The 24028-nt window shown below is 74.3% G+C and carries 23 protein-coding genes; 13 read left to right on the top strand and 10 right to left on the bottom strand.

The window, feature by feature from the left end; translation table 11 throughout:
* The first annotated feature begins 64 nt into the window (after positions 1–64).
* Entirely contained in the window at positions 65–1837 is a 1773-nt protein-coding gene (locus ABD973_RS33135) for an immunity 49 family protein (RefSeq protein WP_345503956.1), read from the top strand.
* On the opposite strand, the gene ABD973_RS33130 is transcribed toward ABD973_RS33135, so the two are convergent.
* Positions 1834–2817 carry a TIGR03557 family F420-dependent LLM class oxidoreductase gene (locus ABD973_RS33130; RefSeq protein WP_125819747.1) on the bottom strand — a complete coding sequence of 328 codons (984 nt, stop codon included), beginning with the start codon at positions 2815–2817 and terminating at the stop codon, positions 1834–1836. The genes ABD973_RS33135 and ABD973_RS33130 overlap by 4 nt on opposite strands.
* Before the next feature lie 224 nt (positions 2818–3041).
* On the opposite strand from ABD973_RS33130, the gene ABD973_RS33125 reads away from it, so the two are divergent.
* On the top strand, positions 3042–4067 hold the full coding sequence (locus ABD973_RS33125) for an NAD-dependent epimerase/dehydratase family protein (protein ID WP_345503954.1): 1026 nt from the start codon (positions 3042–3044) through the stop codon (positions 4065–4067).
* A gap of 9 nt (positions 4068–4076) precedes the next feature.
* Here ABD973_RS33125 and ABD973_RS33120 read toward each other — a convergent pair whose 3' ends face one another.
* Positions 4077–5324, bottom strand: a complete 1248-nt coding sequence (locus ABD973_RS33120; RefSeq protein WP_125819749.1) for an MFS transporter — start codon at positions 5322–5324, stop codon at positions 4077–4079.
* A 99-nt stretch (positions 5325–5423) separates the two neighbouring features.
* Here ABD973_RS33120 and ABD973_RS33115 point away from each other — a divergent pair, with 99 nt between their 5' ends.
* The gene (locus tag ABD973_RS33115; protein ID WP_125819750.1) at positions 5424–6506 is read left to right on the top strand and encodes a helix-turn-helix domain-containing protein; all 1083 of its coding nucleotides are present in this window, start codon (positions 5424–5426) and stop codon (positions 6504–6506) included.
* 36 nt (positions 6507–6542) lie between these two features.
* Here ABD973_RS33115 and ABD973_RS33110 read toward each other — a convergent pair whose 3' ends face one another.
* On the bottom strand, positions 6543–9137 hold the full coding sequence (locus tag ABD973_RS33110; RefSeq protein ID WP_345503950.1) for a bifunctional serine/threonine-protein kinase/ABC transporter substrate-binding protein: 2595 nt from the start codon (positions 9135–9137) through the stop codon (positions 6543–6545).
* Positions 9138–9239: 102 nt separating this feature from the next.
* Between ABD973_RS33110 and ABD973_RS33105 the strand changes: the two genes are divergently transcribed.
* On the top strand, positions 9240–9788 hold the full coding sequence (locus ABD973_RS33105; RefSeq protein WP_345503949.1) for a hypothetical protein: 549 nt from the start codon (positions 9240–9242) through the stop codon (positions 9786–9788).
* A 75-nt stretch (positions 9789–9863) separates the two neighbouring features.
* On the opposite strand, the gene ABD973_RS33100 is transcribed toward ABD973_RS33105, so the two are convergent.
* Positions 9864–10268, bottom strand: coding sequence for an aggregation-promoting factor C-terminal-like domain-containing protein (locus ABD973_RS33100; RefSeq protein ID WP_468621963.1), 405 nt, complete (start codon positions 10266–10268; stop codon positions 9864–9866).
* Positions 10269–10706: 438 nt separating this feature from the next.
* On the opposite strand from ABD973_RS33100, the gene ABD973_RS33095 reads away from it, so the two are divergent.
* Positions 10707–11621 (top strand): DUF5829 family protein, encoded by a 915-nt coding sequence (locus ABD973_RS33095; RefSeq protein WP_345504837.1) that lies wholly within the window; start codon positions 10707–10709, stop codon positions 11619–11621.
* A 68-nt stretch (positions 11622–11689) separates the two neighbouring features.
* On the opposite strand, the gene ABD973_RS33090 is transcribed toward ABD973_RS33095, so the two are convergent.
* Positions 11690–12604 carry a LysR family transcriptional regulator gene (locus ABD973_RS33090; protein WP_345503947.1) on the bottom strand — a complete coding sequence of 305 codons (915 nt, stop codon included), beginning with the start codon at positions 12602–12604 and terminating at the stop codon, positions 11690–11692.
* Between the two features lie 153 nt (positions 12605–12757).
* Between ABD973_RS33090 and ABD973_RS33085 the strand changes: the two genes are divergently transcribed.
* Both ABD973_RS33085 and ABD973_RS33080 read left to right on the top strand, forming a co-directional pair.
* The gene (locus tag ABD973_RS33085) at positions 12758–13816 is read left to right on the top strand and encodes a YncE family protein (protein ID WP_345503945.1); all 1059 of its coding nucleotides are present in this window, start codon (positions 12758–12760) and stop codon (positions 13814–13816) included.
* Positions 13817–13886: 70 nt separating this feature from the next.
* Positions 13887–14273, top strand: a complete 387-nt coding sequence (locus tag ABD973_RS33080; RefSeq protein WP_345503943.1) for a VOC family protein — start codon at positions 13887–13889, stop codon at positions 14271–14273.
* Here the strand turns inward: ABD973_RS33080 and ABD973_RS33075 are convergent.
* Positions 14249–14572 (bottom strand): DUF6332 family protein, encoded by a 324-nt coding sequence (locus ABD973_RS33075; protein ID WP_345503941.1) that lies wholly within the window; start codon positions 14570–14572, stop codon positions 14249–14251. The two genes, ABD973_RS33080 and ABD973_RS33075, sit on opposite strands and share 25 nt — an antisense overlap.
* 104 nt (positions 14573–14676) lie before the next feature.
* Between ABD973_RS33075 and ABD973_RS33070 the strand changes: the two genes are divergently transcribed.
* From ABD973_RS33070 to ABD973_RS33060, 3 genes are all read left to right on the top strand, one after another.
* The gene (locus ABD973_RS33070) at positions 14677–15147 is read left to right on the top strand and encodes a hypothetical protein (protein WP_241253091.1); all 471 of its coding nucleotides are present in this window, start codon (positions 14677–14679) and stop codon (positions 15145–15147) included.
* 11 nt (positions 15148–15158) lie between these two features.
* Positions 15159–15290 carry a hypothetical protein gene (locus tag ABD973_RS33065; protein ID WP_345503938.1) on the top strand — a complete coding sequence of 44 codons (132 nt, stop codon included), beginning with the start codon at positions 15159–15161 and terminating at the stop codon, positions 15288–15290.
* 107 nt (positions 15291–15397) lie between these two features.
* On the top strand, positions 15398–16564 hold the full coding sequence (locus ABD973_RS33060; RefSeq protein WP_345503936.1) for a serine hydrolase domain-containing protein: 1167 nt from the start codon (positions 15398–15400) through the stop codon (positions 16562–16564).
* 28 nt (positions 16565–16592) lie between these two features.
* On the opposite strand, the gene ABD973_RS33055 is transcribed toward ABD973_RS33060, so the two are convergent.
* The gene (locus ABD973_RS33055; RefSeq protein ID WP_345503934.1) at positions 16593–17669 is read right to left on the bottom strand and encodes a Glu/Leu/Phe/Val dehydrogenase family protein; all 1077 of its coding nucleotides are present in this window, start codon (positions 17667–17669) and stop codon (positions 16593–16595) included.
* 77 nt (positions 17670–17746) lie between these two features.
* Between ABD973_RS33055 and ABD973_RS33050 the strand changes: the two genes are divergently transcribed.
* Complete coding sequence (locus ABD973_RS33050; RefSeq protein WP_125819758.1) at positions 17747–18205, top strand: Lrp/AsnC family transcriptional regulator; 459 nt, start codon at positions 17747–17749, stop codon at positions 18203–18205.
* A 4-nt stretch (positions 18206–18209) separates the two neighbouring features.
* Here ABD973_RS33050 and ABD973_RS33045 read toward each other — a convergent pair whose 3' ends face one another.
* Positions 18210–19763 (bottom strand): AMP-binding protein, encoded by a 1554-nt coding sequence (locus tag ABD973_RS33045; RefSeq protein ID WP_345503932.1) that lies wholly within the window; start codon positions 19761–19763, stop codon positions 18210–18212.
* Between the two features lie 240 nt (positions 19764–20003).
* Here ABD973_RS33045 and ABD973_RS33040 point away from each other — a divergent pair, with 240 nt between their 5' ends.
* Complete coding sequence (locus tag ABD973_RS33040) at positions 20004–22334, top strand: M9 family metallopeptidase (RefSeq protein WP_125819760.1); 2331 nt, start codon at positions 20004–20006, stop codon at positions 22332–22334.
* 1 nt (position 22335) lies between these two features.
* Here ABD973_RS33040 and ABD973_RS33035 read toward each other — a convergent pair whose 3' ends face one another.
* Both ABD973_RS33035 and ABD973_RS33030 read right to left on the bottom strand, forming a co-directional pair.
* Positions 22336–22749, bottom strand: a complete 414-nt coding sequence (locus ABD973_RS33035) for a carboxymuconolactone decarboxylase family protein (protein WP_345503930.1) — start codon at positions 22747–22749, stop codon at positions 22336–22338.
* Positions 22746–23411 carry a class II aldolase/adducin family protein gene (locus tag ABD973_RS33030; protein ID WP_125819762.1) on the bottom strand — a complete coding sequence of 222 codons (666 nt, stop codon included), beginning with the start codon at positions 23409–23411 and terminating at the stop codon, positions 22746–22748. The genes ABD973_RS33035 and ABD973_RS33030 overlap by 4 nt, the downstream gene beginning before the upstream one ends.
* Before the next feature lie 143 nt (positions 23412–23554).
* Between ABD973_RS33030 and ABD973_RS33025 the strand changes: the two genes are divergently transcribed.
* Positions 23555–23941 (top strand): MerR family transcriptional regulator, encoded by a 387-nt coding sequence (locus tag ABD973_RS33025; protein ID WP_125595415.1) that lies wholly within the window; start codon positions 23555–23557, stop codon positions 23939–23941.
* Positions 23942–24028 lie beyond the last annotated feature (87 nt).

The raw sequence follows: 24028 nt of genomic DNA, 5'->3' as shown, positions 1-24028 counted from the left end.
CCGGCACGCTGTCGGAGCCGTTGTCTACGCTGCCGGCAGGGACTCGGGTGTGGGGAGCGGTGCGGTGCGGATCGAGCGTCATCAGGTGGACGGGGCGGCCGTCGCCGCGGCGCGCGAGGACTTCGTGGACCGGATCGGCGGGCGGGTCCGGTCCATGTCGAGGGCCGGGCGGATGGCCACGAACGAGTGGCGGGCGATCTCCGGCGAGTTCCTCGACTACCTGGGCGCGCTGTCCGTGGAGAGCCCGGACCTGCGGACGCCGGAGGCCGAGGCCGTCGTCCGGGCCGCCGCCGAGGCCGCGGCCGGTGCCGTCGCCTTCGCGGGCTGCCACCCGCACCGCCCCTTCTCCGTGTTCCTCGACTACGTCGGCTTCGGCATGAGTTACGACCCCTGCGACGAGGACGCCTCCGACGGCCCCGAGGAGAGCGTCGGCGCCGCCGCGTGGACCGACGCCCTGTGCCTCGCGGTCCTCGCCGGCCGGGCCGGCCGGCACGGTGAGGCCTTCCGCTCCGCCCGGCGGAAGTTCGCGGGGCGGGCCGTGGCGGATGCGGCGGGCGAGTTCGCCACGGGCCTGATGGCGGTGGTCTTCGGTGACACCGGGGACGACGGGGGCCGGCCGGCGGGCGCCCCGGCGGAACTCGCCGCCGTCGACGCCGCGCCGGCCCGGCCGCGCGCGCGGGCGGAGGAGAGCTGCGGGGGCCTGCTCGACCGGCCGCACGGTGTGGCCCTGCGCACCCTGCGGGCGCTGGCGGCCGAGGACCGGGAGGCGTTCGACTCCGGCATGGCCGCCCTGCTGGCCGCGCACCGCGAGCTGTCCGGCCCGGGGAGTGCACCGAGCAGCCTGCTGCCGCTCGTGCCGCTCGGGCTGGCCGCCCTCGCGTACCGGAACCTGGGCTGGGCGCCCGCTCTCGACACCGGCTACCTCCCCGGGGCCCTGGTCGACGGCTTCGCAACGGCGGGCCCGCGGGTCGGGGGGTTCGGCCGGGACCGCCGGCCGGACGCGGTGGCGGCGCTGGCGGCGGGGCCCCTGGCCGTCGGGCGTCCGGTGCAGGAGTGGCCCATGACCGCGCAGACCCGGGCCCGGGCCGAGCGCCGCACCCGGGAGGCGCTGGATCCGGCGGACGGCGCGGCGCCGTCGGCCTGGCGGCTCGGGGACGTCCTGCGCGACCAGGACATGCTGTTCAAGGGGCGGGCGGCGCTGGCCGACGACGTGACGGACGCCCAGTGGGAGAACCTGCGGCTGGCCTCCCGGGCCGGCGCGGCACTGTTCCGCGTGGCCCTGGCCGAGCCGGGCACCGTGACGGAGGTGGCCATCGCCGGGCGGACCCTGCGTTACCCGGCCGAGCGGAGCCGGGAGGCGGGCGCCGGCGCCTGGGCGAAGGCCGTCGCGCTCGCGCTGATCACCGGCGAACGCGAGGACCTCGCCCCGCTGGTCCTGGCCGGCCCGGCCGCCGTCAGGCCGGACACCGGCCGGTTCGCCGCGTACCGGGAGGCCCTCCACGCCCACCTGCGGGGTGCGGACGCGGGGCCGGCGACCGAGCGGGCCCTGCGGGAGGCAGGGAAGGACGGGGGTTCGGCCGTCCCGGCGCCCCCGGCCGTCCTGCTGTCGCAGCTCGTCGGCGGAGACGAGGAGAGCTTCAACCTGGCCCTCGCCGATGCCCTCGAAGCCCACCGCGACCACTTCCAGGTCGCCGACCGGGCCGACGGGCCCGACGCCGCGGTCAGCCTGGACGTCCTGGCGCTGGCCTGTCACGCCCGCCGGCGCGGCTGGGACGTCCGGGTCAGGTCCCCCTACCTCCCCGGCCGGCTCCTGGAGGCCGCCGCCCTACGTCCCTAAGCCGCCTCGGCGGATCCGGCGGAGCCGTGGGCCAGGGCGGGGAGGACCGTCGTGCGGTAGGCGTCGAAGAACGCGGACTGGTCGGGGCCGATCTGGCCCACGTACACCTCGTCGAAGCCCGCGTCCACGTAGCGTTCGATCGCCGCGATGTGCTCGGCCGGATCGTCCCCGCAGGGGGTGGACTCCGCCACCTGGGCGCGGGTGACGAGTTCGGCGGCCTGCTCGAAGTGGGCCGGGGTGGGGAGGATCTGCGCGAGTTCGCCGGGCAGCTGCTCGCTCGGCCACAGGCGGTGGACGGTGTCCACGGCCTCGTCACGGTCCTCGTGCCAGCACACCTTCAGCCCGCCGATGACGGGCTTGCCCGTCCCGCCGGCCTCGCGGAAGGCGTCGACCAGTTCGCGGTCGGGTCCCATCAGGACGTAGCCGTCGCCGATCTCCGCCGCCATCGCCGCCGCCTTCGGCCCGAACCCGGACACGTACACGGGGGGCGGGGACTCGGGGCAGGTGTACAGGCGGGCGTTCTCGACCGTGTAGTGCCTGCCGCGGTGGGTGACCCGGTCTCCGCCGAACAGCTCGCGCATGACCTCCACGGCTTCCCGGAGCATGTCGGCGCGTTCGTCGAAGGGCGGCCACGGGTCGCCGTTGACGTGTTCGTTGAGTGCTTCTCCCGTGCCGACGCCGAAGCGGAACCGGCCGCCGGTCAGCACGCTCGACGTGGCCGCGGCCTGGGCGGTGATGCACGGGTGCATGCGTACGGTCGGGCAGGTCACCAGGGTGGTGACGGGCAGGTCGACGGTCTGCGACAGGGCTCCGATGACCGACCAGACGAACGGGCTGTTGCCCTGGGCGTCGTTCCAGGGGTGGAAGTGGTCGGAGATGGCCAGCGAGGTGAATCCGGCGGCTTCGGCCTGACGGGCCTGGTCGAGCAGTTCGGCCGGGGTGAACTCCTCGCTGGCCAGGAAGTATCCGTAGGACGTCATGGGGGCGCTCCTGTTCTCGTCTCGCTCGTCCGGGCTCGGTTCCCCCTGCGTCTGCCCCGTGCCCCGGGGGCCACGCCCCGCCCGGACGGTCGCGGGCCGGCGACGCGATCCGGGCCCCGTCCGTTTTTCCGCCTCCTGCCGGGGAAGGCGCGGGTCCTCGGAAACCGTTCGACGGGAGCTGGTGACATGATCCGGATCCGCCTTCGCCGGGCCGGGTGGGCGTCATGAGGGTCGTCGTGACGGGCGCCACCGGCAACGCCGGCACGAGCGTCGTCCGCGCCCTGGCGTCCGACCCGGCGGTCACGTACGTGCTGGGCGTCGCCCGCCGTCGGCCCGGCCTGGAGATACGCGGTGTGCACTGGGCGGAGGCGGACGTCGACCCGGGCGGGGCCGACCTCGCCGCCCTGTTCGCCGGCGCGGACGCCGTCGTGCACCTCGCGTGGAAGTTCCAGCCCACGCACGACCCCGTGGAGACCTGGCGCACCAACGTGCTGGGCTCCGTCAGGGTCTTCGAATCCTGTGCCCGGGCCGGGGTCCCCGCCCTGGTGTACGCCTCCTCGGTCGGCGCGTACTCCCCCGGACCCGCGGACGGGCGGCCGGTCGACGAGTCCTGGCCGACGCACGGCTGGCCCGGAGCCGCCTACACGCGGGAGAAGGCGTACCTGGAGCGCTACCTCGACGGCCACCAGCTGTCCCACCCCGGCATGCGGGTGGTCCGGATGCGGCCGGCCTTCCTCTTCAAGGCGACGTCCGCGTCCGAGCAGCGGCGCATCTTCGCCGGCCCGCTGCTGCCCTGGCGGCTGATCCGCCCCGGCTTCGTTCCCGCCCTGCCCGCCGTCACGGGGCTCCGTTTCCAGGCCCTGCACACCGACGACGCCGCTCAGGCGTACCGGGCCGCCGTGGTGCGCCCGGTGCGCGGGCCGTTCAACCTCGTCGCCGATCCGGTCCTGGACACGGCGGCCGTGGCGGGGCTGCTGCGGGCCCGTACGGTGCCGCTGCCCGCCGCCGCGGCGCGTGCGGCCCTGGCGGCGGCCTGGAGGATGCACCTCGCCCCGGCCGCTCCCGGGCTGCTGGACGCCGTCCTGCGGCTGCCGCTCCTCGACGCGGGCCGGGCGCGGGACGAACTCGGCTGGGTGCCGGCCCGTACGTCCACGGAGGCCGTGGGGGCGTTCCTCCAGGGCCTCCGGGACGGCGCCGGACTGGACACGCCGCCCCTCAGGGGAGCGGCGTCCGGAGCCCGCGGGCGCTAGGGTCTGCCGTCAAACTCCCGTCTGATCCCTCTCGGCGGCTACGGCAGCGGCGGACAGCAGGGTGGCGCCGGCGAGGGTGCCCCACAGGGCGGCCGGGCCGTGGGGGGCGAGGGCGGTGAGGGCGGCCGGGGACACGGCGAGGCCGAAGCCGGTGGAGAGTTCGAAGCGGGCCAGGGTGCGGCCGAGGACGCGGGGCGGGGCGAGGGCCGTCACGAGGGCGGTGGCGCTGCCGGCGTAGACGATCTCGCCGAGGGTGCAGACGACGGAGACGGCGGCGACGGCGGGGGCGGCCCATCCGCCGCCCGCCCCGCCGCCCAGGGACGTCACCGCGAGGAAGCCCGCGTAGGACGCGGCGAGGACGGCGCCGGCGACGGCCAGCGCCGTGCGCCGGGCGTAGCGGGACATCAGGACGGTGACCGGGACCTGGAGCGTGACCACCAGCACCGTGTTGGCCACGAAGATCGCCGCCGACCACACCGGTGAGGCGTGCAGCTGGGTCAGCAGGACCAGCGGGAGGGCGATCTCGGGGACGTTGAGGCAGAAGACGTAGACCACGTTGGCGGCCAGCAGGGCGCGCATGCGGGGCGGGGCGTCCTCGTGCCCCGCCGGTGCGTCCGGCCGGGCCGGCTCGCGTTCCGCGCGTACCCGCACCGACCACGCCAGAGCGGCTGCCGCCAGGTACGCCAGTCCCGTGACGGCCGCCAGTGCCCGCAGGGCGGAGGTCCCGCCCGCCAGGCAGGCCATGGCGAGGAGCGCCCCGATCCCGAGTCCCGCGTTGCGCAGGGCACGGCCGGCCGCGAGGGCGGTGTCGCGTTCGCGGCCGTGGGAGAGGGTGGCGACGAGCGCCGCGTGGGCGGCCGGCCAGGCCTGGTTGCCGATGCCGAGGAGGAGGGCGGCCGCGGCGAACGGCCAGACGCGGCCCTCGGGGGTCGCCACCAGCACGGCCACGCCCACCACGCGCACCAGCATCGACGCGGCGACGACGGTGCTGCGCGCGCCGCGGTCCAGCCATCGCCCGACGGCGGGCGTGGACAGCAGGCCGATGACGATGCCGGCCGTCATGGCCAGGCCGGTCGCCGACGCCGAGAGGCCGAGCACCGTCACCCCGTACAGGAGGAGGAAGGGTCTCAGCAGGCCCGTGCCGAGGGCGTCCACGGCCAGGGCGACGGCGTAGCGGGGGCCGCCGCAGGCGCGCAGGACGGCGCGGGGCCGCGGCTTGCGGGTGGTGGCGGGGGCGGGGGCGCTCGTGGCTGTCATGGGCTGAACGGTGGGTTCACCGGCCCGGCCGGGCACGTCGGTTGACGGAGATCGTCAACAGTCGCCGGGGCTGTCCGGCGGGGCGGGGATGATGTGCGGATGACGTTGAGGATTGACATCGGCGCAATGCCGTCCGAGGGGCTGCGGTTCGCCGCGTCCCCGCTGGCCGAGCTGACCGCGATGCTGCACGTGCTCGCCGAACCGGGACACCATCCCGAGTTCGCCGCGTGGGCCTCCGACGTGTGGGCCGGGCTGCGGCCGGGGCTGGCCGAGCGGTTGCGGGAGGCGGAGTTCCTGTGGCGCACGTCCCAGGCCGACTTCATGCTGCCGGCCCGGCCCCGGGCGACGCTCGGCGAGGAACTGGACGACGTCGACCGGATCGACGACGAGCGGTACGTGTCCGCCGCGCTGGTCACCACGTGCGGGAACCGGATCCACCTCACCTCCCCGTCCCCCCTCACCGACGGCGCCGCGCGCGACCTGGCCCTGGAGCTGGCCCAGGCACGGGGCGTACGCCAGGAGGCTTTCGCGGAGCGGCTGCTCTCGGACCCGACGGCGGTACGGGCGCGCGTCCGCGACACCCTGGAGGCCTGTGCCGAGGCCTTCTTCGACGCGGCCTGGGCCGACGCCGCCGTCAGGCTCGCCACGGACCTGCGGCTGAAGAACGACCTGTTGAGGCGCCAGGGCCTCGGGGCGGCCCTCGCCTCGGTCTCCGGCGCGGTCACCCTGGCCGCGGACGGCGGCGCCATCCTCGTGGACAAGCTGCTGGACAAGGCCACGACCGCCCACGGCAGCGGCGTCACCTTCATTCCGAGCGTCTTCGGCCGGCCGCACCTGGCGATGGTCCACGCGCCCGGCTGGCAGCCGGTGGTCCAGTATCCGGTGGAGGCGCCCGGTCCGTCGGACCCGGTCTCCCTGGAGACGGTCACCCTGCGGCTGGAGGCCCTCGCCCACCCGGCCCGGCTGCGTCTGCTACGCACCCTGGCCCGCGGCCCGCACACCAACGGGGAACTGGCCCACGCCTGGGACCTGACGCCCCCGGAGGTGTCCCGGCACGTGGCCCTCCTGCGGCGGGCGGGGCTGCTGACGGCCCGCCGGGAGGGGCGGTACGTGCGGTACAGCCTCAACCTGTCGGACCTGTCGGCGCTGGGGGCCGACCTGCTGGCGGCCGTGCTGCGGTGAGGGCGGGCGCCGGGGAGCGGCGGGCAGGGGTGGCGGTCAGGGGGTGCGGGGGCCGCTCGTCACCGTCGTCCACGTGCCGCCCGTGACCGTGTACACCGCCAGTCGGCGGTTGCGCGTGTCCCCGTACTCGTCGAAGGCCACGCGGCCGGTGACGCCGTCGAACCCGAGCCCGGACACCGCCCGCGCCATCCTCGCCCGGGCGTCCGCCGGAAGGGTGCCGCCGTTGGCCGCGACCACGGCCTTCACCGCTTCGACCAGGGCCCAGGCGGCGTCGTACGCGCAGGGGCCGTAGGCGCCCGCCGCTTCCGGGTAGCCGGCCGCGCGGTAGTCGGCGAGGAATGCCTCCCCGCGGGCGAGCCGCTCCACCGGTTCGCCGATGTTGGTGGCGAGGTCGCCCTCGGCCTTCGGGTTGGCCGCGAGGAACTGCTGGTCGAAGATGCCGTCACCGCCCATCAGGGGTACGGTCACCCCCGCTTCCTTCAGCTGCCGGGAGAGCGGTGCGGCGGTGGTGTGGTAGCCGCCGAAGTACACGGCCTCGGCGCCGGAGGCGCGGACCTTGGAGGCGAGGGCGGAGAAGTCGTTCTGCGCGGGATCGACGTGGTCCGCGCCGACGACGCTCCCGCCGAGCTTCCTGAACTCGGCCGTGAACCCGGAGACGAGGCCGGAGCCGTACTCGCTGGAGTCGTCGACGACGTAGAGCCTGGTCTTCCCGGCCTCGTCGTGCAGGTGGCGGGCGGCGAACGGCCCCTGGTCGACGTCCGTGGCGACGGTGCGGAAGTAGGTGCCGTACGGGCGGGAGGCGGTGCCCTTGGCCCACTGGGGGCCCAGGGTGAGGGCGGGGTCGGTGTTCGACGGTGACACGTTGACCAGGTTCGCCCGCGCGAGGGGTTGCACGAAGGTCCGGGCGACGGCCGAGGTGAACGGGCCGACCACGCCCAGCACCTTCTCGTCGGCGACGAACCGGGCGGCGTTCGGGGCGCCCTTCGCGGGCGCGGCCTCGTCGTCCAGGGCCTTGATCTCGAACTTCACCCCGGGCACGTGCCGCGTCCGGTTGGCGGTACGGGCCGCGAGGTCGGCGGAGTTCCTGATTCCGGCGCCGAAGGAGGAGAGGTCGCCGCTGAGCGGCGCGTCCACTCCGATCACCACCGTGACGGAGGAGGCGGCGGAACCGCCCCCGGCGGCTCCCGCTCCCCCGCCGTTGCCGCTGCCGCTGCCGGAGGAGTGGTCGCGGTTGAGCGTCCAGGTCAGGGCGGAACCGGCCGCGAGGGTGGCCAGCACCACGCCCCAGACGGCGAAGCGCCTGCCGAGGGCGCGCGGGCGGGCCGGCGCCCGTTCGCCGGGACGGTCGGGCTCCGTCGGGCCGAGCGTGACGAGGTCCCCGGCCCGGGGTACGGCGGTGGCCGGGACGGTCGGACGGTCCGGCACGGGCGGGCCGAAGCTGCCGTCCCCCTCGGGGCGGATCCCGCCGGGGGACGATGCGTCCGGGGTCGCCTGCCCGGGGGCCGTCTCATCGGGGCGACCCGCGTCCGGGACTGCCACGTCCGGGACTGCCGGGTCGGAGGACGTCTCGTCGGGGCGCGCCTCGCTGGGGGCTACCGCGTCCGGGGCCGACTCGTCGGGGCGACCCGCGTCCGGGACTGCCACGTCCGGGACTGCCGGGTCGGAGGACGTCTCGTCGGGGCGCGCCTCGCTGGGGGCTACCGCGTCCGGGGCCGACTCGTCGGGGCGCGCCTCGTCCGCGGTCGCCTCGTCCCGGGTCGTCCCGTCCGGTTCGGTGCCTGGGGCGGTCGGGCCAGGCCGTGGCCGGGTGCCCCGCCGTACCGACGCCAGCAGCTCGGACGCCTCGGCGAGGCCGATGCGCCGTTCCGGGTCCTTGGTCAGGAGGGCGTCCAGTACGGGGGCCAGCGGGCCCGCGTGGACCGGTGGCCGGTGGGGGCGGGTGAAGACGGCGACGGCCAGGGCGTGCAGGCCCTCGGCTTCGAACGGGGGCCGCCCCTCGACCGCGTGGTAGAGGGTGGCCCCGAGGGCCCACAGGTCGTTGGCGGGGGTCGGACGCCTGCCCTCCAGCTGCTCGGGGGCCATGTACTGCGGCGTGCCGATGACGATCCCGCTGTGGCTGAGCCGGGTGGTGGCGTCCGCGAGATGGGCGATGCCGAAGTCGGTGAGGACCACGCGGTCCTTGGTCAGCAGCACGTTGTCCGGCTTGATGTCCCGGTGGACGATCCGTGCCCCGTGCGCCTCGGCGAGTGCGTCGAGCAGGGCGGAGCCGATCTCCGCCACCCGCTCCGCCGACAGCCGTCCCCGGCCGCGGATGGCCGCGGCGAGGGACTCGCCCCGGATGTACTCCATGACGATGACGGGGGCGCCGTGGTGCTCGACGACGTCATGGACCGTGATGATCCCGGGATGGCTGATCGTGACCGCCGCGCGGGCCTCGGCGGTGAAGCGGCCGAGCAGGCCGGCCCGGTCGCCCTCATCCAGCCCGGGCGGGAAGAGGATCTCCTTGATGGCGACCTCGCGCCCGAAGAGCTGCTGGTCGGCGCCGCGCCAGACGCGGCCCATGCCGCCCTGGCCGATGCGTTCGAGCAGCTGGTAGCGCCCGGCGATGAGTTCGGAGTTCTGCTCGGTCACGCGCACACTCTAGGACCTCGCCGGCCGGCCGGGTGGGGGGTCCCGGGAGGTCCGCGAGGGGCACCGGCCCGCCCCCGGTCCCGTACCGTACCCTCCGCTGTCATGGACATGAATCAAGCCGGGCTGGCCGGAACCGATGCCCCGGTCCGCGCCGCACGGTTCGACTACACCCCCGCCGCGGCGGACTACGACACGGCCCTGTGGCGGTACACCCTCGCCACCTGGCCGGGGCTCACCAGGTACCTGCCGTTCCTCGGCGCTGCCGCGGCCGTCGCGTTCGCCGTCCGGGCGTGGAAGTGGCACTTCGACGAAACGCAGATCGTCATCGCGGGCACCCTCTGCGCGATCGCCGTGGTCGTCGTACGCCAGTGGGGCCGCCGGCACCGCACGCGCGACCAGTTCGCCGCCCACGCGGAGCACGGCGCGTGCGTCACCACGGTCGACGAGGACGGGCTGACCACCACCGGCACGTCGGGCCGGACCGTCACCGAGGGCTGGAACACCCACCCCTGGTGGTTCGAGACGCCCGAACTGTTCGTCCTGACCGGCAGCATGGAGTTCTTCTTCGTACTGCCCAAGCGCGGTGCGGCCTCCCCCGAGGACCTCGACCGGGCCCGCACGCTGTTCACCCGGCACCTGCGGCGCCTCTGACCGCGCCGGGCACGCCGGAACGCCCGGCCGAGGGTCTCGGCCGGGCGTTGCCGGGGGGTGTGCGTCACCGGTGGTCTAGTACCAGTGGTTGGCCTGCCAGAAGTTCCAGGCCGCGACGGGGCTGCCGTAGCGCTCGTTCATGTAGTCCAGGCCCCACTTGATCTGGGTGGCCGGGTTGGTCTTCCAGTCCGAGCCCGCGGAGGACATCTTCGACGCGGGCAGCGCCTGGACCAGGCCGTAGGCGCCGGAGGAGGAGTTCGTGGCGGTGTAGTCCCAGCCGCTCTCATGCGTGACGATCTTGTCGAAGGCGGCGAACTGGGCCGGGTCCTTGATCATCTGCTGGGCGATCGCCTTGGCGCCCGTCGGAGCCGCCTGCGCCGGAACGGCGGCGAGCACGGAACCCGCGACACCCAGGGCGAGCACGGAACCGGCCAGAGCCTTCTTCGAAGCGGCGATGCGGCGGATGACAGCGTTGGACACGGAGGAACCTTCCGACGGGAACAAGGACGGCCGCCGCATGCCGAAGACATGCGTGAACCACTCACACAGGTGGGAGGGGCTCTGCCGGCGGGGGGCTCGCGCCCCGGCCGCCTCGGCGACATCACCCAGTTAGCCAGGCCCCCGACGCCCTGGCAAAGCCCCCGCCTACTAGCCGCCCTCGCACACCGGGACCCGCGCCCCGGCCCCAAACGCGGGCGGGAGCGGGGCGGACGGGCTACTAACCCGGGCCGGATGTGACCTGGGTCCTGTGGGCCGCCTCACCGGCACACCGCCCCGATGTCACCCCACGTAACCGGTCAGACCCTGTGCGGTGGGTGTCCCCCGTCACTTCCAGCCCTCCCCCGCCGGTTAATGGGCGGCGGACGTGCACCACCGCGGCCTACGATCGCGCGCATGTCGCATCGTCGTGTACTGCATCTGTTAATGGTCCTCGTCGTGGCACTGACCGGATGGGTCGGGGGTGCCACGGGAATCGCGTCCGCTCAGGAGGAAGCCCCGCCGGCAGGACGCCAGCTGCTGCTCTACAACCACGCCTACGGGGTGCTCGACCGGGAAACCGCCGATGCCATCGAGCACTCCGCCTACCTGCGGGACTTCGCCAACTTCCAGGTCCGCACCACGACCGGATCGGGCGGCGAGACCTGGACCGGCCGGTACCTGATGGGCCGGGAGACCTACCTCGAACTGTTCGGCGTCGGTGACGTGCCCGGCCAGGACGGGACGCTCGGCGCCGGCGGGCTGGGGCTGTCCGCCGAACGGGCGGGGGACCTGGCCACGGTCACGGCCCGCCTGCGTGACCAGGGCGTACCGAACCCGATCGCCTTCCGGCAGACCCGCGACTTCGGCGACGGGGTGCCGGTGCCGTGGTTCGACGCCGTCTTCACGAACGGCACGTACGACGCCTTCGGCGCCTGGGGCATGGAGTACCTGCCGGAGTACTTCGCCGACCCGCGCGGCAACACCGAGCCGGCCTCCTACCCCGGTGACGTCGGCCGCGAGCGGTACCTGTCCGACGGCTACCGCGAGCACCTGATGAAGGACGTGACCTCGATCCGCCTCGGGATCACCCCGGGCGACCTGGCCAACACGGTGCCGCTGCTCCGGGCGGGCGGCTTCACCGTGCGGGAGCTCCCCGGCGGCAGCGTCCTGGCGCTGGGCGGCGGTACGACCGTCCGCCTGGACCCGGTGGCACGTGAGCAGGCGGGGCTGCGCCAGGTCGAGATGTCCCTCAACCGCCCGGTGTTCACCCGCCACGAGGAGCGGATCGGCCGTTCGACCCTCGTGGTCGGGCCGGGCGACCGTGCCGTGTGGACGTTCGGGGCCGCGGGGTAGAAGGGCCCCGGCGGGCGGATCCGATGAGGAGGGGGCGCCCCGTGGGCGCCCCCTTTTCCGTGGGCCGGTCAATCCGTGGCGGTTGGCCGGCGGGGCGGGGCGAGGACCGCGGCCGCCAGGTGTTCGCGGAACCAGCGGTGCCCCGGGTCGGCCGAGTTGCGGGGGTGCCAGGCCATGCCGAGGTCGAGGGGTTCCAGGTCGAGGGGGACGGGGAACGTGCGCAGTCCCAGGGCCTCGATGGTGTCGGGGATCCAGTCCGCGAGGCTGAGTGCGACGAGGTCGGTGTCCCGGGCGAGCATCATCGCGCTGGTGTGGCTGGGCACCACGACCGCGGTGCGGCGGCGCAGGCCGAGTTCCGCGAGCGCGCTGTCGATGGGCCCGAGGCGTTTGCCGAGGCGGGAGATGCCGATGTGGTCGGCCGCGGCGAAGCGGCGGGCGTCGATCCGCCCGCCGAAGAGGGGGTGGCCGCTGCGGGCGACGCCGACCAGCGGCATCCGGGTGAGCTGCCGGGTGCGGATCTCCGGGTCCAGGTGGCCCAGGACGCCGAGTTCGACGTCCACCAGGCCCTGCCGCAGCCCGGGTCCGCCCTCGCCCGCCTCTGGCAGGAAGACCACGTCCACCCGCGGGGCCTCGGCGTGGATCCGCTCGGTCAGGCTCCCGGCCAGCCCCACCAGCAGCAGGTCGGTGGCCTGCACGGTGAAGGTGCGCTGGAGGTGTACGGCGTCGAAGCCGGCGCCGGGCCGCAGGAGGTTGTCGCAGCCGCGCAGCAACGCGCCGACCTCCTCGCGGAGTTCCACGGCGCGCGGGGTGGGGACCAGCCCCTGGCCGGCCCGGACGAGGAGCGGGTCGCCGACGGTGCGGCGGAGCCGGGCCAGTGTGCGGCTGACGGCGGCGGGCGAGGTGCCGAGGCGCTCCGCGGCGCGGGTCACGCTGTTGTCCTGGAGCAGGGCGTCCAGGACGCGCAGCAGGTTGAGGTCCTTCACCTCTCGCCATCCCTCTTCCGAACTGGGCTTTTTCGCCTGGGGCAATGATTGGGTGCCCATCTTTGCATTGTTGTCGGACCCCTGCGGCGCGGAGGGTGGGGGTGCCCGCGACAACGCGTGGCGTTCCCGCTTCACCCCGTTCAAGGAGCCGCTGTGCTGCTGTCCCCCCGTACCGGTCGAGAAGGCGATGTGCTGGCCGTCGTCAGCCAGAGCGGACCGACGGTCTCGTTCTTCGACGCCGCCTGCGACCGGCACCTCGGCGACGTGCACGTCCCCGCCGAACCGCACGAGTTGTGCTTCGACGCCGGGCAGCGCCTGCTGTGGTGCACGCTGACGTACCACTCGGGCTACTACCACGCGAACGGCGGGCGGCGCACCGAGCTGGCCGTCATCGACCCCGACACCCGTCGCGTCGTCGAGCTCGTCGACCTCGCCCCCGAACACGGCCCGCACGGGCTGGCGCTGGACGCGGAGCGCGGGCGGCTGTACGTCAGCGTGGAGGGCGGCGACGACCGCCCGGGCGGTGTCGTGGTGGTCGACACCGCCACCCGCCGGCCGCTGGGCAGGATCGACACGGACGCGCCGGGCCCGCACTGGTTCTGCGTCGACCCGGCCGGGCGGACGGGGTACGCCACCAACAAGGAGGCGCCGTTCGTGTCGGTCGTCGACCTGGAGCGGGGCGTCCTGACCGCGAAGGTCGAGGTGCCGGGCAGTGAGGGGCTGGCCGTGTCCGCCGACGGGGCGTACGTGTACGTCGCCGCGCCGTACGGGAACTTCTCGGGCGGGGGCGGGGGCGGGGAGAGGCCGGCCAACGGTCTGCGGGTCATCGACGCCCGGACGGCGTCCGTCGTCGACATCCTGCCCACGGAGAACGTCGTCCTGCCGGTGCACCTCACGTCCACAGGCCGGCTGCTGGCGGGTGAGCTGCGCATGGCGGCCGACCCGGCGTCGCAGCTGGGCCGGCACGCGCCGGGGCTCCTCACGGTGTTCGACGCGGGCACCCGCGCGCGGGTGGGCGAGGTGGAGGTCGGGCTGTTCCCGCTGACCATCACCTCCTCCCCCGACGGCCGGCTCGCCTACGTGTCCTGCGTCATCTCCTCCACCGTCGAGATCGTCGACCTGGAGACGCTGGAGCGCCTGGGCCGGCTGGACGTCGCCCGACTCGGCGAACCCGGCGCCCACGGCCTGGCGTACGTCCCCCGCCCGGCCTGACCGCCGGCCGCCGGGGCGTAGGGTCGCAGGCGTCGGGGTGTGCGGCGGCGCCTGAGGGAGAGCGGGGAGCATGGTTCACGTACTGGGCAGCAGGGTTCTGCTGCACCCCACCGATCCGGAGCGTTCGCGCGCCTTCTACGGGGAGACCCTGGGGCTGGCCGTGTACCGCGAGTTCGGCACGGGCCCGGAGCGCGGCACGGTGTACTTCCTCGGCGGCGGGTTCCTGGAGCTGTCGGGGCGTGCCGAGGCGCCGCCGGCGCCCGGGCTGTGCCTGTGGCTCCAGGTCGCGGACGTTCGGGCCGCGTACGAGGAGCTGCGCGGCCGGGGCGCCGACGTGCTGCGGCCTCCGCTGCGCGAGCCCTGGGGGCTGGTCGAGATGTGGCTCGCCGACCCCGACGGCGTCCGCATCGCCGTCGTGGAGGTCCCGGCGGATCACCCCCTGCGCTTCCGCGCCTGACCCCGCCCTCCGGCCTCCGGCCCCGTTTCGGGGTCACCGGGCCGGGTCGTCCTGCTCGGGCGTTGGCGATCGTACCGCCACAGCACGTGGATGACGCGGAGCACCGCGAGCGTTCCGGCGATCACGGCGCCGGCGGTGAGGAGGATCCGCTCGGTCGCGGGCGGAAGGTGCCAGACTGCGGCCGGCCACACGAGCGCCGCGAAGACGACCGCCCCGAGGAGGCACGCGGTCAGCAGCGCGTAGCCGATCTCCACCGTCATCGCGTCCCGTTCGGCCTGGGTCCGTCGCCTCGTCGTCATGTGCGAAGGGTCGCACCGGGGCTCGGCCGCGATCCACGGCTTCGCCGGTTCCGGGGCGGGGAGGCGGAGGGAACCGGTCCGGTGGGGGTGGCATCTGGTGGGGCATGGGTGCTGCGATCTTGTTCTTCAGCCTGGCCTTCCTGTGCTGCTGGGCCATGGCCCTCGTCGGGCTGGGCTACGCCGTCTCGGTGCTGTGGCGGGGCCGGGGGCAGCGGTGGGCGCGGGCGGACGGGAGCCCGGTCGCCCGGCTGGTGCTCCCGGCCCCCGCGTTCCTCCGCTTCGACAGGGCGCTCGCCGTGGGGGCGTTGCTGGGCGACCTGTGGCTGGTGTCGGCCGTCGTGGTCCTCGGCGCGGACGGCATCTTCACCGAGGAGTGGATGGGGTACCCGGGGATGATGGATCCCGCCGGCCAGGGCTACCAGGCGCAGATGGTGGGCCTGTTGCGCTCGGCGGCCTGGTGGAGCGGCGCCGCCGCGCTGCTCGGGCGGTGCTGGACCACCGCGGTCGTCCAGCTGTCCGTACTGCCCCTGTCGGCGCTCTGGGTCGCCTCGTTCGACACGTACTACGGGCAGTAGCGGGCAGCCGGGTGGCCGCCGCCCCCGTCGGATTCGGCTCCGGCCTCTCCTACGGCAGGCTCCGCCCCACCCTGACCGCCCTGGTACGGGGCCTGCCGCAAGGGCTCGGGCGGGCCCGGGTGTTCGCCGAGCGGCTGCGGTAAGGGGGAAAACCCCCGCGGCGGGGCGGGGGGCTGCCGGATGGGGTGACGGGACGGCGGTCCGGGAGGCTGGGCGGGTACGGGATCGGCGAGTTGAGCGGGAGCGATGCGTGAGGGCACGGGTGCGGGCCGCGGTGCTGTGGGCGGCCGTCTGCGTGGTGGTGGCGGCGACGGGTGTGGTTCCGGCGGCCGCCGCGGGGGACGCGGAGCGGGCGGGCCTCCGGGAGGCGCTCGCGCAGACGGTGGCGGACGGCTTCCCCGGGGTGGTCGCGTACGCCCGGCACGGCGAGCGGGAGACGCGGACGGCGGCCGGGGTCGCGGACACGGCGAGCGGCGAACGGGCGCGGCCGGAGCAGCGGTTCCGGATCGCCAGCAACACCAAGGCGTTCGTGTCGACGGTGCTCCTGCAACTGGAGGGCGAGGGACGGCTCTCGCTCGACGACAGCGTGGACACGTGGCTGCCGGGCATGGTCCAGGGGAACGGGAACGACGGCCGGGCGATCACCGTCCGGCAGCTCCTCAACCACACCTCGGGCGTATACGACCCCACCAGGGAGCCGGAGTTCTTCGCCCCCTACCTGGAGCGCCACGACTGGGGCCACGTCTACACGCCCCGGGAGGTGATCGCCCGGGCGGTGCGGCACGAGCCGGACTTCAGGCCGGGTGAGAAGAAGTGGAGGTACTCCAACACCAACTACCTCCTCGCCGGCCTGGTCATCGAGGCGGTCACCCGGCACAGCGCACCCTCCGAGATCCATCGGCGCGTCCTCGCACCGCTCGGGCTGAAGGACACGTCCTTCCCGCTGACCGATCCGGCCGTCCGCGGGCCCCATCTGCACGGATACGACCTCGCGGGGCGCGACGTCACCCGGTTCAGCCCCTCCTACGACTGGACCGCCGGCGCCATGATCTCCACCGTCGACGACCTGGCCCGTTTTCACCGGGCGCTGTTCACCGGCAGGCTGCTGCGTCCGGCACAGCAGCGTGAACTCCTGACCACGGTGGAGTACGAGGGCGCGCCGGCCTACGGACTCGGCGTGCAGCGCGGGGAGGTGGTCTGCGGGCCGGGTCCCGACGCCGGGCGGGTCGAGGTCTGGTCGACGGACGGCGCCGGGCCGGGCTTCCTCAGCATGGCGCTCACCACCGCCGACAACGAGCGGCAGCTGGTATTCGCCGCCAACGTCTACGACCTCGGCGCCGACCTGAACAAGGAGCGGGTCCCCTTCCCCCTGGGCGCGGGGCTCCCGGCACTCCAGCGGGCGGCGCTCTGCGGCTGAGGGGCCGCCGGCCGGCGCGTGGCCCGGGTCACCCGTGGCGGCCCCGGACCCGTCGCGCGGCAAGTTCGGCGGCCGCGTCCGCGGGCGTGCACCGCTGGGTCCGGGCGGCGCGGAAGACCTCCCGGAGGGTGGTGCCGATGCCCTGGAGGCGCCCGGTCAGGCGTTCCTCGGTTTCCCGGCGCAGTTCGACGCCCGTCGCGTGGATGACTCCGCCCGCGCTGACGACCACGTCCGGCGCCCACAGGATGCCGCGTGCGGCGAGGAGTGCCGCGGTGGCCGGTTCGTCGAGCTGGTTGTTGGCCGGGCCGGCGACCGCGGCGCACCGCAGCAGCGGCACCGTGCGGGTCGTCAGCACGCCGCCGAGCGCGGCCGGGACGAGGATGTCGGCCTCCGTCGCGAGGGCGTCGTCCGGATCGGCCCAGGCCGCGCCCAGTTCCCCGGCCAGCGCCCGGGCGGCCGGATCGATGTCGGTGACCACGAGCCGCGCGCCGGCCCGGTGCAGGAGCCGGGCCACATGGGCGCCGACCGCGCCGAGGCCGATCACCGCGACGGTCCGCCCGGCGAGGTCCGGCGAGCCGAAGACCTCCTCGGCCACCGCGCCCAGCGCCGCGAGGGTGCCGCGCGCGGTGTGGAGGGAGGAGTCGCCGCTGCCGCCGTCCTCGACCGGCCGGCAGCACACGCGCGTGGTGCGCTCGCCGATCACGGACATGTCGGCCGGGCCGCTCCCCACGTCCGGGCCCGTGAGGTAGCGCCCGCCGAGGGACTCGATCACGTCGCCGATGTCGTGGAGCAGGGCCGTGCGCTCCGCGCCGTCCGGCCGGGCGGCGGTGGGCAGGGCGACGACGGTCTTGCCGCCGCCGTGTTCCAGGTCGGCCAGGGCGTTCTTCGCGGTCATCGCCGCCGCCAGCCGCAGGGCGTCCGCGACCGCGGCGGCCGGGCCGGGGTAGTGGGCGATCCGGCACCCGCCGGCGGCCGGGCCGAGGGCGGTCGAGTGGACGGCGACGGTGATCGGAAGGCCGCTGCGGCGGCCGCGCACGATCTGCACCAACTCGTGCGAGGGGAAGGGCGAGTTGAGGGAGAGGGCTGCTTCGAGTACGGCTGTCATGCGGTGAAGCTAGCCACTGCGGCCCTGGTTGTGGGCGTTCGCCGAACGAAATTCGGCCCGGCGGCCATAATCGCCGTATGGACGAACTTGATTCGGCGATCGTCCGGCATCTGCAGCGCGATGCGCGGCAGACCAACCGCGACCTCGCCCGCACCCTCGGGATCGCCCCGTCGACCTGCCTCGAACGGATCCGCGCGCTACGGGCCCGCGGCGTCATCACCGGGTACCACGCCGCGGTCGACCCGGCCGCCCTGAACCGCCACGTCCAGGCGCTGGTCCACTTCCAGATCCGCCCGCTCAGCCGGGCCGTCATCGAGGCGTTCAAGACGTACGCGGCCGGCCTGCCCGAGGTCAGCACGGTCTACGTCGTGACGGGGGGCGACGACATGATCGTGCACGTGTCCGTGCCCGGCGTGGACTACCTGCACGGCTTCCTGATGGACAAGTTCACCGAGCGCCGCGAGGTCGTCGGGTTCCGCACGTCCGTGATCTACCAGCACGCCCACAACCAGGTGCTCGAACCCCTGGAACCCTAGGCCGTCACGAAGAGCCGGCCCAGGCGGCGGCACGGCCGCGGAGCAGCTTCTTGTCCGGCTTGCCCACGTCGGTCAGGGGCAGTGCGTCGGCGAAGGCGATGCGGGCGGGCTCGTACATGGCGCCCTTCCTGTCCCGCACCAGGGCGCGCAGCTCCGCCTCGCCGACGTCGCCGCCCGGGGTGCGGACGACGACCGCGTGGACCCGTTCCGTGCGGTTGGCGTCGGGGACCCCGAGGACCGCGCTGTGCAGCACCTGCGGATGGGAGTTGAGCACGTCCTCCAGCTCCACCGTGTACACGTGGCCCCCCACCACCACGATCATGTCCTTCAGGCGGTCGACGATCGTGATGTAGCCGTCCGCGTCGACGAACCCGATGTCGCCGGTGTGCAGCCAGCCGTCCCGCAGGACTTCGGCGGTGAGTTCGGGCTGCTTCCAGTAGCCCTGCATCACGTGCGGGGAGCGTACGCAGATCTCGCCGTGCTCCCCGGCGGGCAGGTGCCGGCCGTCGGGGGCGCGTACGGCGACCTCGACGCCGTCCATGATCTTCCCGGCGGTCCGCAGGAGTTCGGGGCGGGCCGGGTCGTGGTCCTCGGGGGAGAGCACGCTGATCCCGCCCGCCTCGTTCTGGCCGTAGAACTGGTTGAGGACGGGGCCGAAGCGCCGCACCGCCGCCGCGAGGCGGGCCGGGGAGGAGGCGCAGCCGCCGTAGGTGAGCAGGCGCAGGCTGGAGGTGTCGGTGCGGTCGACGTCGGGGTGGTCCAGCAGCTGGTAGAGCAGCGGCGGCAGCAGGAACGTGTGGGTGATGCGCTCGCGCTCGACGGCGGCGAGCACGGATCCCGCGTCGAAGCCGTCCAGCAGGACGACGGTGCCGCCGGCGTGCAGCGTGCCGTCCGCCATGAGGCCCGCCGCGTGCGCGAGGGTGGTGCACACCAGGGTCCTGACGCGCTCCTCGCCGGACCAGACCGGCCCGGCCGACGCCCACTGCCGGAAGGTCGTGCAGATGGCCTTGGGGTGGCCGGTGGTGCCGCCGGTGTGGCGGATGGTGCAGATGTCGTCGGGGCGCGCCGCACCGGGCAGGGCCGCCGGGGACTCCGCGGCGGCGAGCTCCACCAGGTCGGGCCCCGGGTCCGGGTCCGTGCCGCGGCCGGCGCCGAGGAGGAGTACGCGTTCCAGCGGGACCCGCCGGGCCAGGTCGGCGGCGCGGTCGCGGTGGGCGGGGTCCGCGATCAGGGTCCGGGTTTCGAGGTCGCGGAGGATGTCGGCGTGCACATCGGCCGAAAGGCCCGCGTAGAGGTGGTTGACGGCGCAGCCGAGCAGGCCGGCGGCGTAGCGGGCCGCGATCGTCTCGGGGAGGTTGCCGGAGAGCAGGGTGAGCGTCTCACCGCGCCGCACTCCCCGCGAGCGCAGCGCCCGGGCCATGCGGTGCACGAGGTCCCGCACGTCACCCGCGCTCAGGCGCCGCTCCCCGTGGACTAATGCCTCCCGGCCCGGTTCCTTGCCGAGGGCGTCGAGTATCTCTTCCACGTGGCTGCGGAAGTGTCCGGTGATGTCGTCCATATCCCTTTCCATTGGTTGACTTGAGCAACTAGCGGGAGGGTATCGGCCGATGATCCACTGACCCAAGTCCGGGCGCCGACATCCGGCCACCACCGACAGCCGCACCCGCACTTCGGTTCCACCGACGGGGAATCCCGTCGGAGGCCTTCCGAAGTGGCCTGACGTGTGCAATTTTACATGTCACATGTCAAGCGCCGGTTTCTCCAGCACCCGGCCCAACGGCCCCGGAGGCCCCCACAGATGCACCCCTTCCGGATATCGAAGGCAGGCGCGCGCAGACTTCCCGCGCTCGGCGCGGCCGCCTTCATCGCGCTCGGTCTGCTCACCCCGCAGAGCCACGCCGCGTCCGCCGGCGCCGCGGCCCCGGCCGGCGCGTACGCCCGCCCCGCCGCCGCCCCGGCGCCCCGCTCGATCCCGGTGCCCAAGTCGCCGGACGCGATGGGCAACGGCTCCCGCCTGCGGATCTCCTCGCAGGACGGCACCGAGGAGTCCGGCCCGGCCCCCGCACCCGCCGCCAAGCCCGCGAAGGGCGACAGGCAGTCCTCCTCCGCCGCCGCCGGGACCGAGTGCGGCGACCTCTCCGCGGTGATCAACGCCACGGGCGACGCGCTGGTCCGGCAGCTCAAGGCGCTCCCCCAGATCACCTGCACCTACCCGCTGTTCGGCCTCACCGGGGAGAACGCGCGCAAGGCCTTCAACGAGGCCCAGATGGTGACGGTCGCGGGCGCGCTGCGCGACGCCTCCGCCGGCTACTCGGGCGACAACCGCGCCGCCATCGGTCAGTTGGTGCTGTTCCTGCGCGCCGGCTACTACGTGCAGGACAACAACACTGACGTCGTCGGCCCGTACGGCACGGCGCTGGACGGCGCGGCGCGCGGGGCACTGGACGCCTTCTTCGCCTCCCCGCGCAGCAGGGACGTCACCGACGCCAACGGCGAGATCCTCAACGAGGTCGTCACGCTGATCGACAGCACCCACACGGCCGGCCGGTACGCGGGCGTCGTCAAGTGGATGCTCGGCGGCTACGACAGCACCTGGCCCGGCCAGATGGACCTCGCCATGCAGCACGTCGAGTGGGTCGTCGAGAACGGGTTCAAGGCCAAGAACGACGGCCGCGGCTGGCGGGCCGCCCTCAAGGCCGACCCCGCGATCCTCGACACGTGGGCCGGCTTCATCACCCGCAACGGTGCGCAGCTCAACCGCCTGGACGTCGTCAGCAACGTCGGCCGCCACCTCGGCAACGCCCTCGACGTGCCCGAGCTCAAGGACCGCCTCCGGCCCCTGCTGAAGGACCTCGTCAACCGCTACCCCAACGTCGGCCCCACGGCGCCGATCACCATGAACCTCGGCTGGTACACGCGCCAGTACGACCGGGGCAACTGCGCGGCCTACGCCATCTGCGACCTCGGTGAGCGGGTGCTCCCGGCGATCCTGCCGACCCAGCACACCTGCACCCCGGGCCTGAAGATCCGCGCCCAGGACATGTCCCCCGGCCAGCTGTCCGGCACCTGTACCAGCCTGGTCAACCAGGACGCCTACTTCCACCGGATCATCGGCGACAAGGGTGCGGTCCCCGGCGACCTGAACACCAACCTGGAGGTGGTGGTCTTCGACGACTACACCAACTACTCGCTGTACGCCTGGGCCATCTACAACATCGACGTCGACAACGGCGGCATGTACGAGGAGGGCGACCCGGCCGCCGCCGGCAACCAGGCCCGCTTCATCGCCCACGAGGCCCAGTGGCTGCGTCCGGCCTTCCAGATCTGGAACCTCAACCACGAGTACACCCACTACCTCGACGGCCGCTACAACATGGCCGGGGACTTCGAGGCGGGCATGACCACGCCGACCATCTGGTGGGTCGAGGGCATCGCCGAGAACATCTCCTTCGGCTACCGGGGCGAGCGCAACGCCGAGGCCATCGCCGAGGCCGGGAAGAAGACGTACAAGCTCAGCGAGCTGTTCGACACCGTCTACGGCCAGGACGAGGACCCCCGGGTCACCTCGGACCGGGTCTACCGCTGGGGCTTCCTCGCGGTCCGCTACATGCTCCAGGCACACCCCGCCGACGTCCAGACCGTCCTCGGCAAGTACCGCGCCGGTGACTGGAACGGCGCCCGCGCCTTCCTGAAGCAGACCATCGGCACCGGGTACGACGCCGGGTTCGCCACCTGGCTGACGACGGCCTGCGCGACCGACGGCTGCGGTCCGCTGCCCGACGCGGCCCCGGCCACCCCGCTCTGCACCAGTGGCGACCCCCGCCAGTTCGACGGGAACTGCCGCCGGGACGGCCTCGCGGCCGCCGCGGGCAACTACAGCTACCACTTCGTGTACCTGCCGGCCGGCGTCAAGCAGCTGACCATCACCAGCAGCGGCGGCACCGGCAACGCCGACCTCTACTACAACGGCGGCAACTGGGCCACCACGAGCAGCTACCAGGCGAAGTCCGCCCACGCCGGCAACGGCGAGACGCTGACGATCGACAACCCGCCGTCCGGATGGGTCTACTTCAGCCTCGCCGGCGCACAGGACTTCGGCGGGGTGAGCCTCTCCACGCAGTCCAGGTGAGCTACTGAGCGCGGGAGCCCGGGACGTCCTCCCGCGCCGGCAGTCCGGCGATGATCTCGGTGCCGAGTGCGTACGCGGGGACGCCGGCGGTGATGAGCGCGGTCTCGGCGACGCCGACGAGCTCGGCCATGGCGGCGCCGGCGTGCAGGGCGCCCCGCGCGTGGATGCGGGCGGGGTCAGCCCGGCCGAGGGCCAGCAGCTGCCCGAAGTGGACGAGCTGCTGCACCCGCGCTCCCAGCGGGCTGTCCGTCAGCACGATGTGCCGCAGGGCGGCGAGGGCCTCCTCGGTGGGCAGCCGGCCGAACTCCTGGGCCAGGCGGAGCCGGTCCTGCACCCCGCCGGGTACGGCGCCGAGGGTGGAGCGGTAGCGGTCGCGTACGGCTTCCGCCCGGGAGGCCCCCGGGTCCGGCGTCACGACGCGGCCCGGGCGAGCGCGGCGCGGACGGCTTCCCGGGCGCCCGGGGGGAAGTCGGCGGCCCCTCCGAGCGCCGCGGCGGCGATCTCGGCCTCGGCGCTCTCCTCGATGGCCACGACGAGGTGGGCGGTGGCCGCCGCGTCCGGCCCGAACACCAGCAGGCCGTGATTGGCCAGCAGGACCGCGGCCGTCGTCGGGCGGCGTTCCAGCACCTCGGCGATGCCGCGGACGGACACGTCCGATCCGCGCGGTCCCCAGGGGACCACGGGGACGTCCTCGGCCTGTCCGAAGCGCAGCATCGGCTCGGTGCGGCAGGGCAGCGGCCGGTGGGCGACGGCGAAGGCGGTCGCGGAGGGCGAGTGGGTGTGGATGACGGCGCCGACCCCGGGGCGGGCCCGGTACACCACGCTGTGCATGGCGATGATCTCGGCGCTGACGGACTGCAGCTCGCCTTCGAGGACCTCTCCGTCGAAGCCGACGGTGGCGAGCTGTTCGGGGCGCAGGCCGCGGACGAAGCCGGGCGTGAGCAGGAGGCGTTCGCCCTCGAGGCGGGCGCTGAGGTTGGCGTGTCCGGAGTGGGACATCACCCCGGCGGCGAAGAGCTCCTCCGCGGCTCGTGCCAGCTGTTCGGCCCGCTCCTGGCGCATGTGCGTGTCGGTCATGGCGTACTCCAAGTGTCTGTCAGCGAGCGCTCGTTCGCCGCTGACCAGGTGCCGCCCACTCTTCAACTTGAACTAGGGTTCAAGTCAAACGCCGGGACGGCGGCCGGGGTGGACGGCCCCGGGAGGAGGAGCGGAACGTGCGCATGACCATCGGCCGGCTGGCGGAGATCACCGGGGTGCCGGCTTCGGCCATCCGGTACTGGGAGCGCCACGGGCTGCTGCCGCAGCCGGAGCGGGTGAGCGGGCAGCGGCGCTATCCGCCGGAGGCCGCCGAGCGGATCACGGTCCTGCGCAAGTGCCAGCAGGCCGGTCTGACGCTGGTGGAGATCGCGGAGTTCCAGCGGGAGCAGCCGCAGCGGGAGGCGATGATCCGGGCCAAGATCGGGGAGATCGAGCAGCGCATGGTCGATCTCGAACACGCCCGGCAGCTGCTGACGCACGCCCTGCGGTGCGGGGAGCAGGACATCGTCAGGTGCCCGAAGTTCCGCGAGCAGATGGCGGCGTGGGGGACGGCGGATCCGGCGCCGTAGCCGGCCGGTGGGCGTCCGGTGGGCGTCCGGTGGGCGTCCGGACGCCGGCGCGGCCCGGCACACGCGGTGCCGGGCCGGGCCGCCAGG

The organism is Streptomyces racemochromogenes (assembly GCF_039535215.1).
GTDB classification, from domain to species: domain Bacteria; phylum Actinomycetota; class Actinomycetes; order Streptomycetales; family Streptomycetaceae; genus Streptomyces; species Streptomyces racemochromogenes.
The sequence above is the reverse complement of the archived record's forward strand: the minus strand, read 5'-3'. Positions and strand labels throughout refer to the sequence as shown.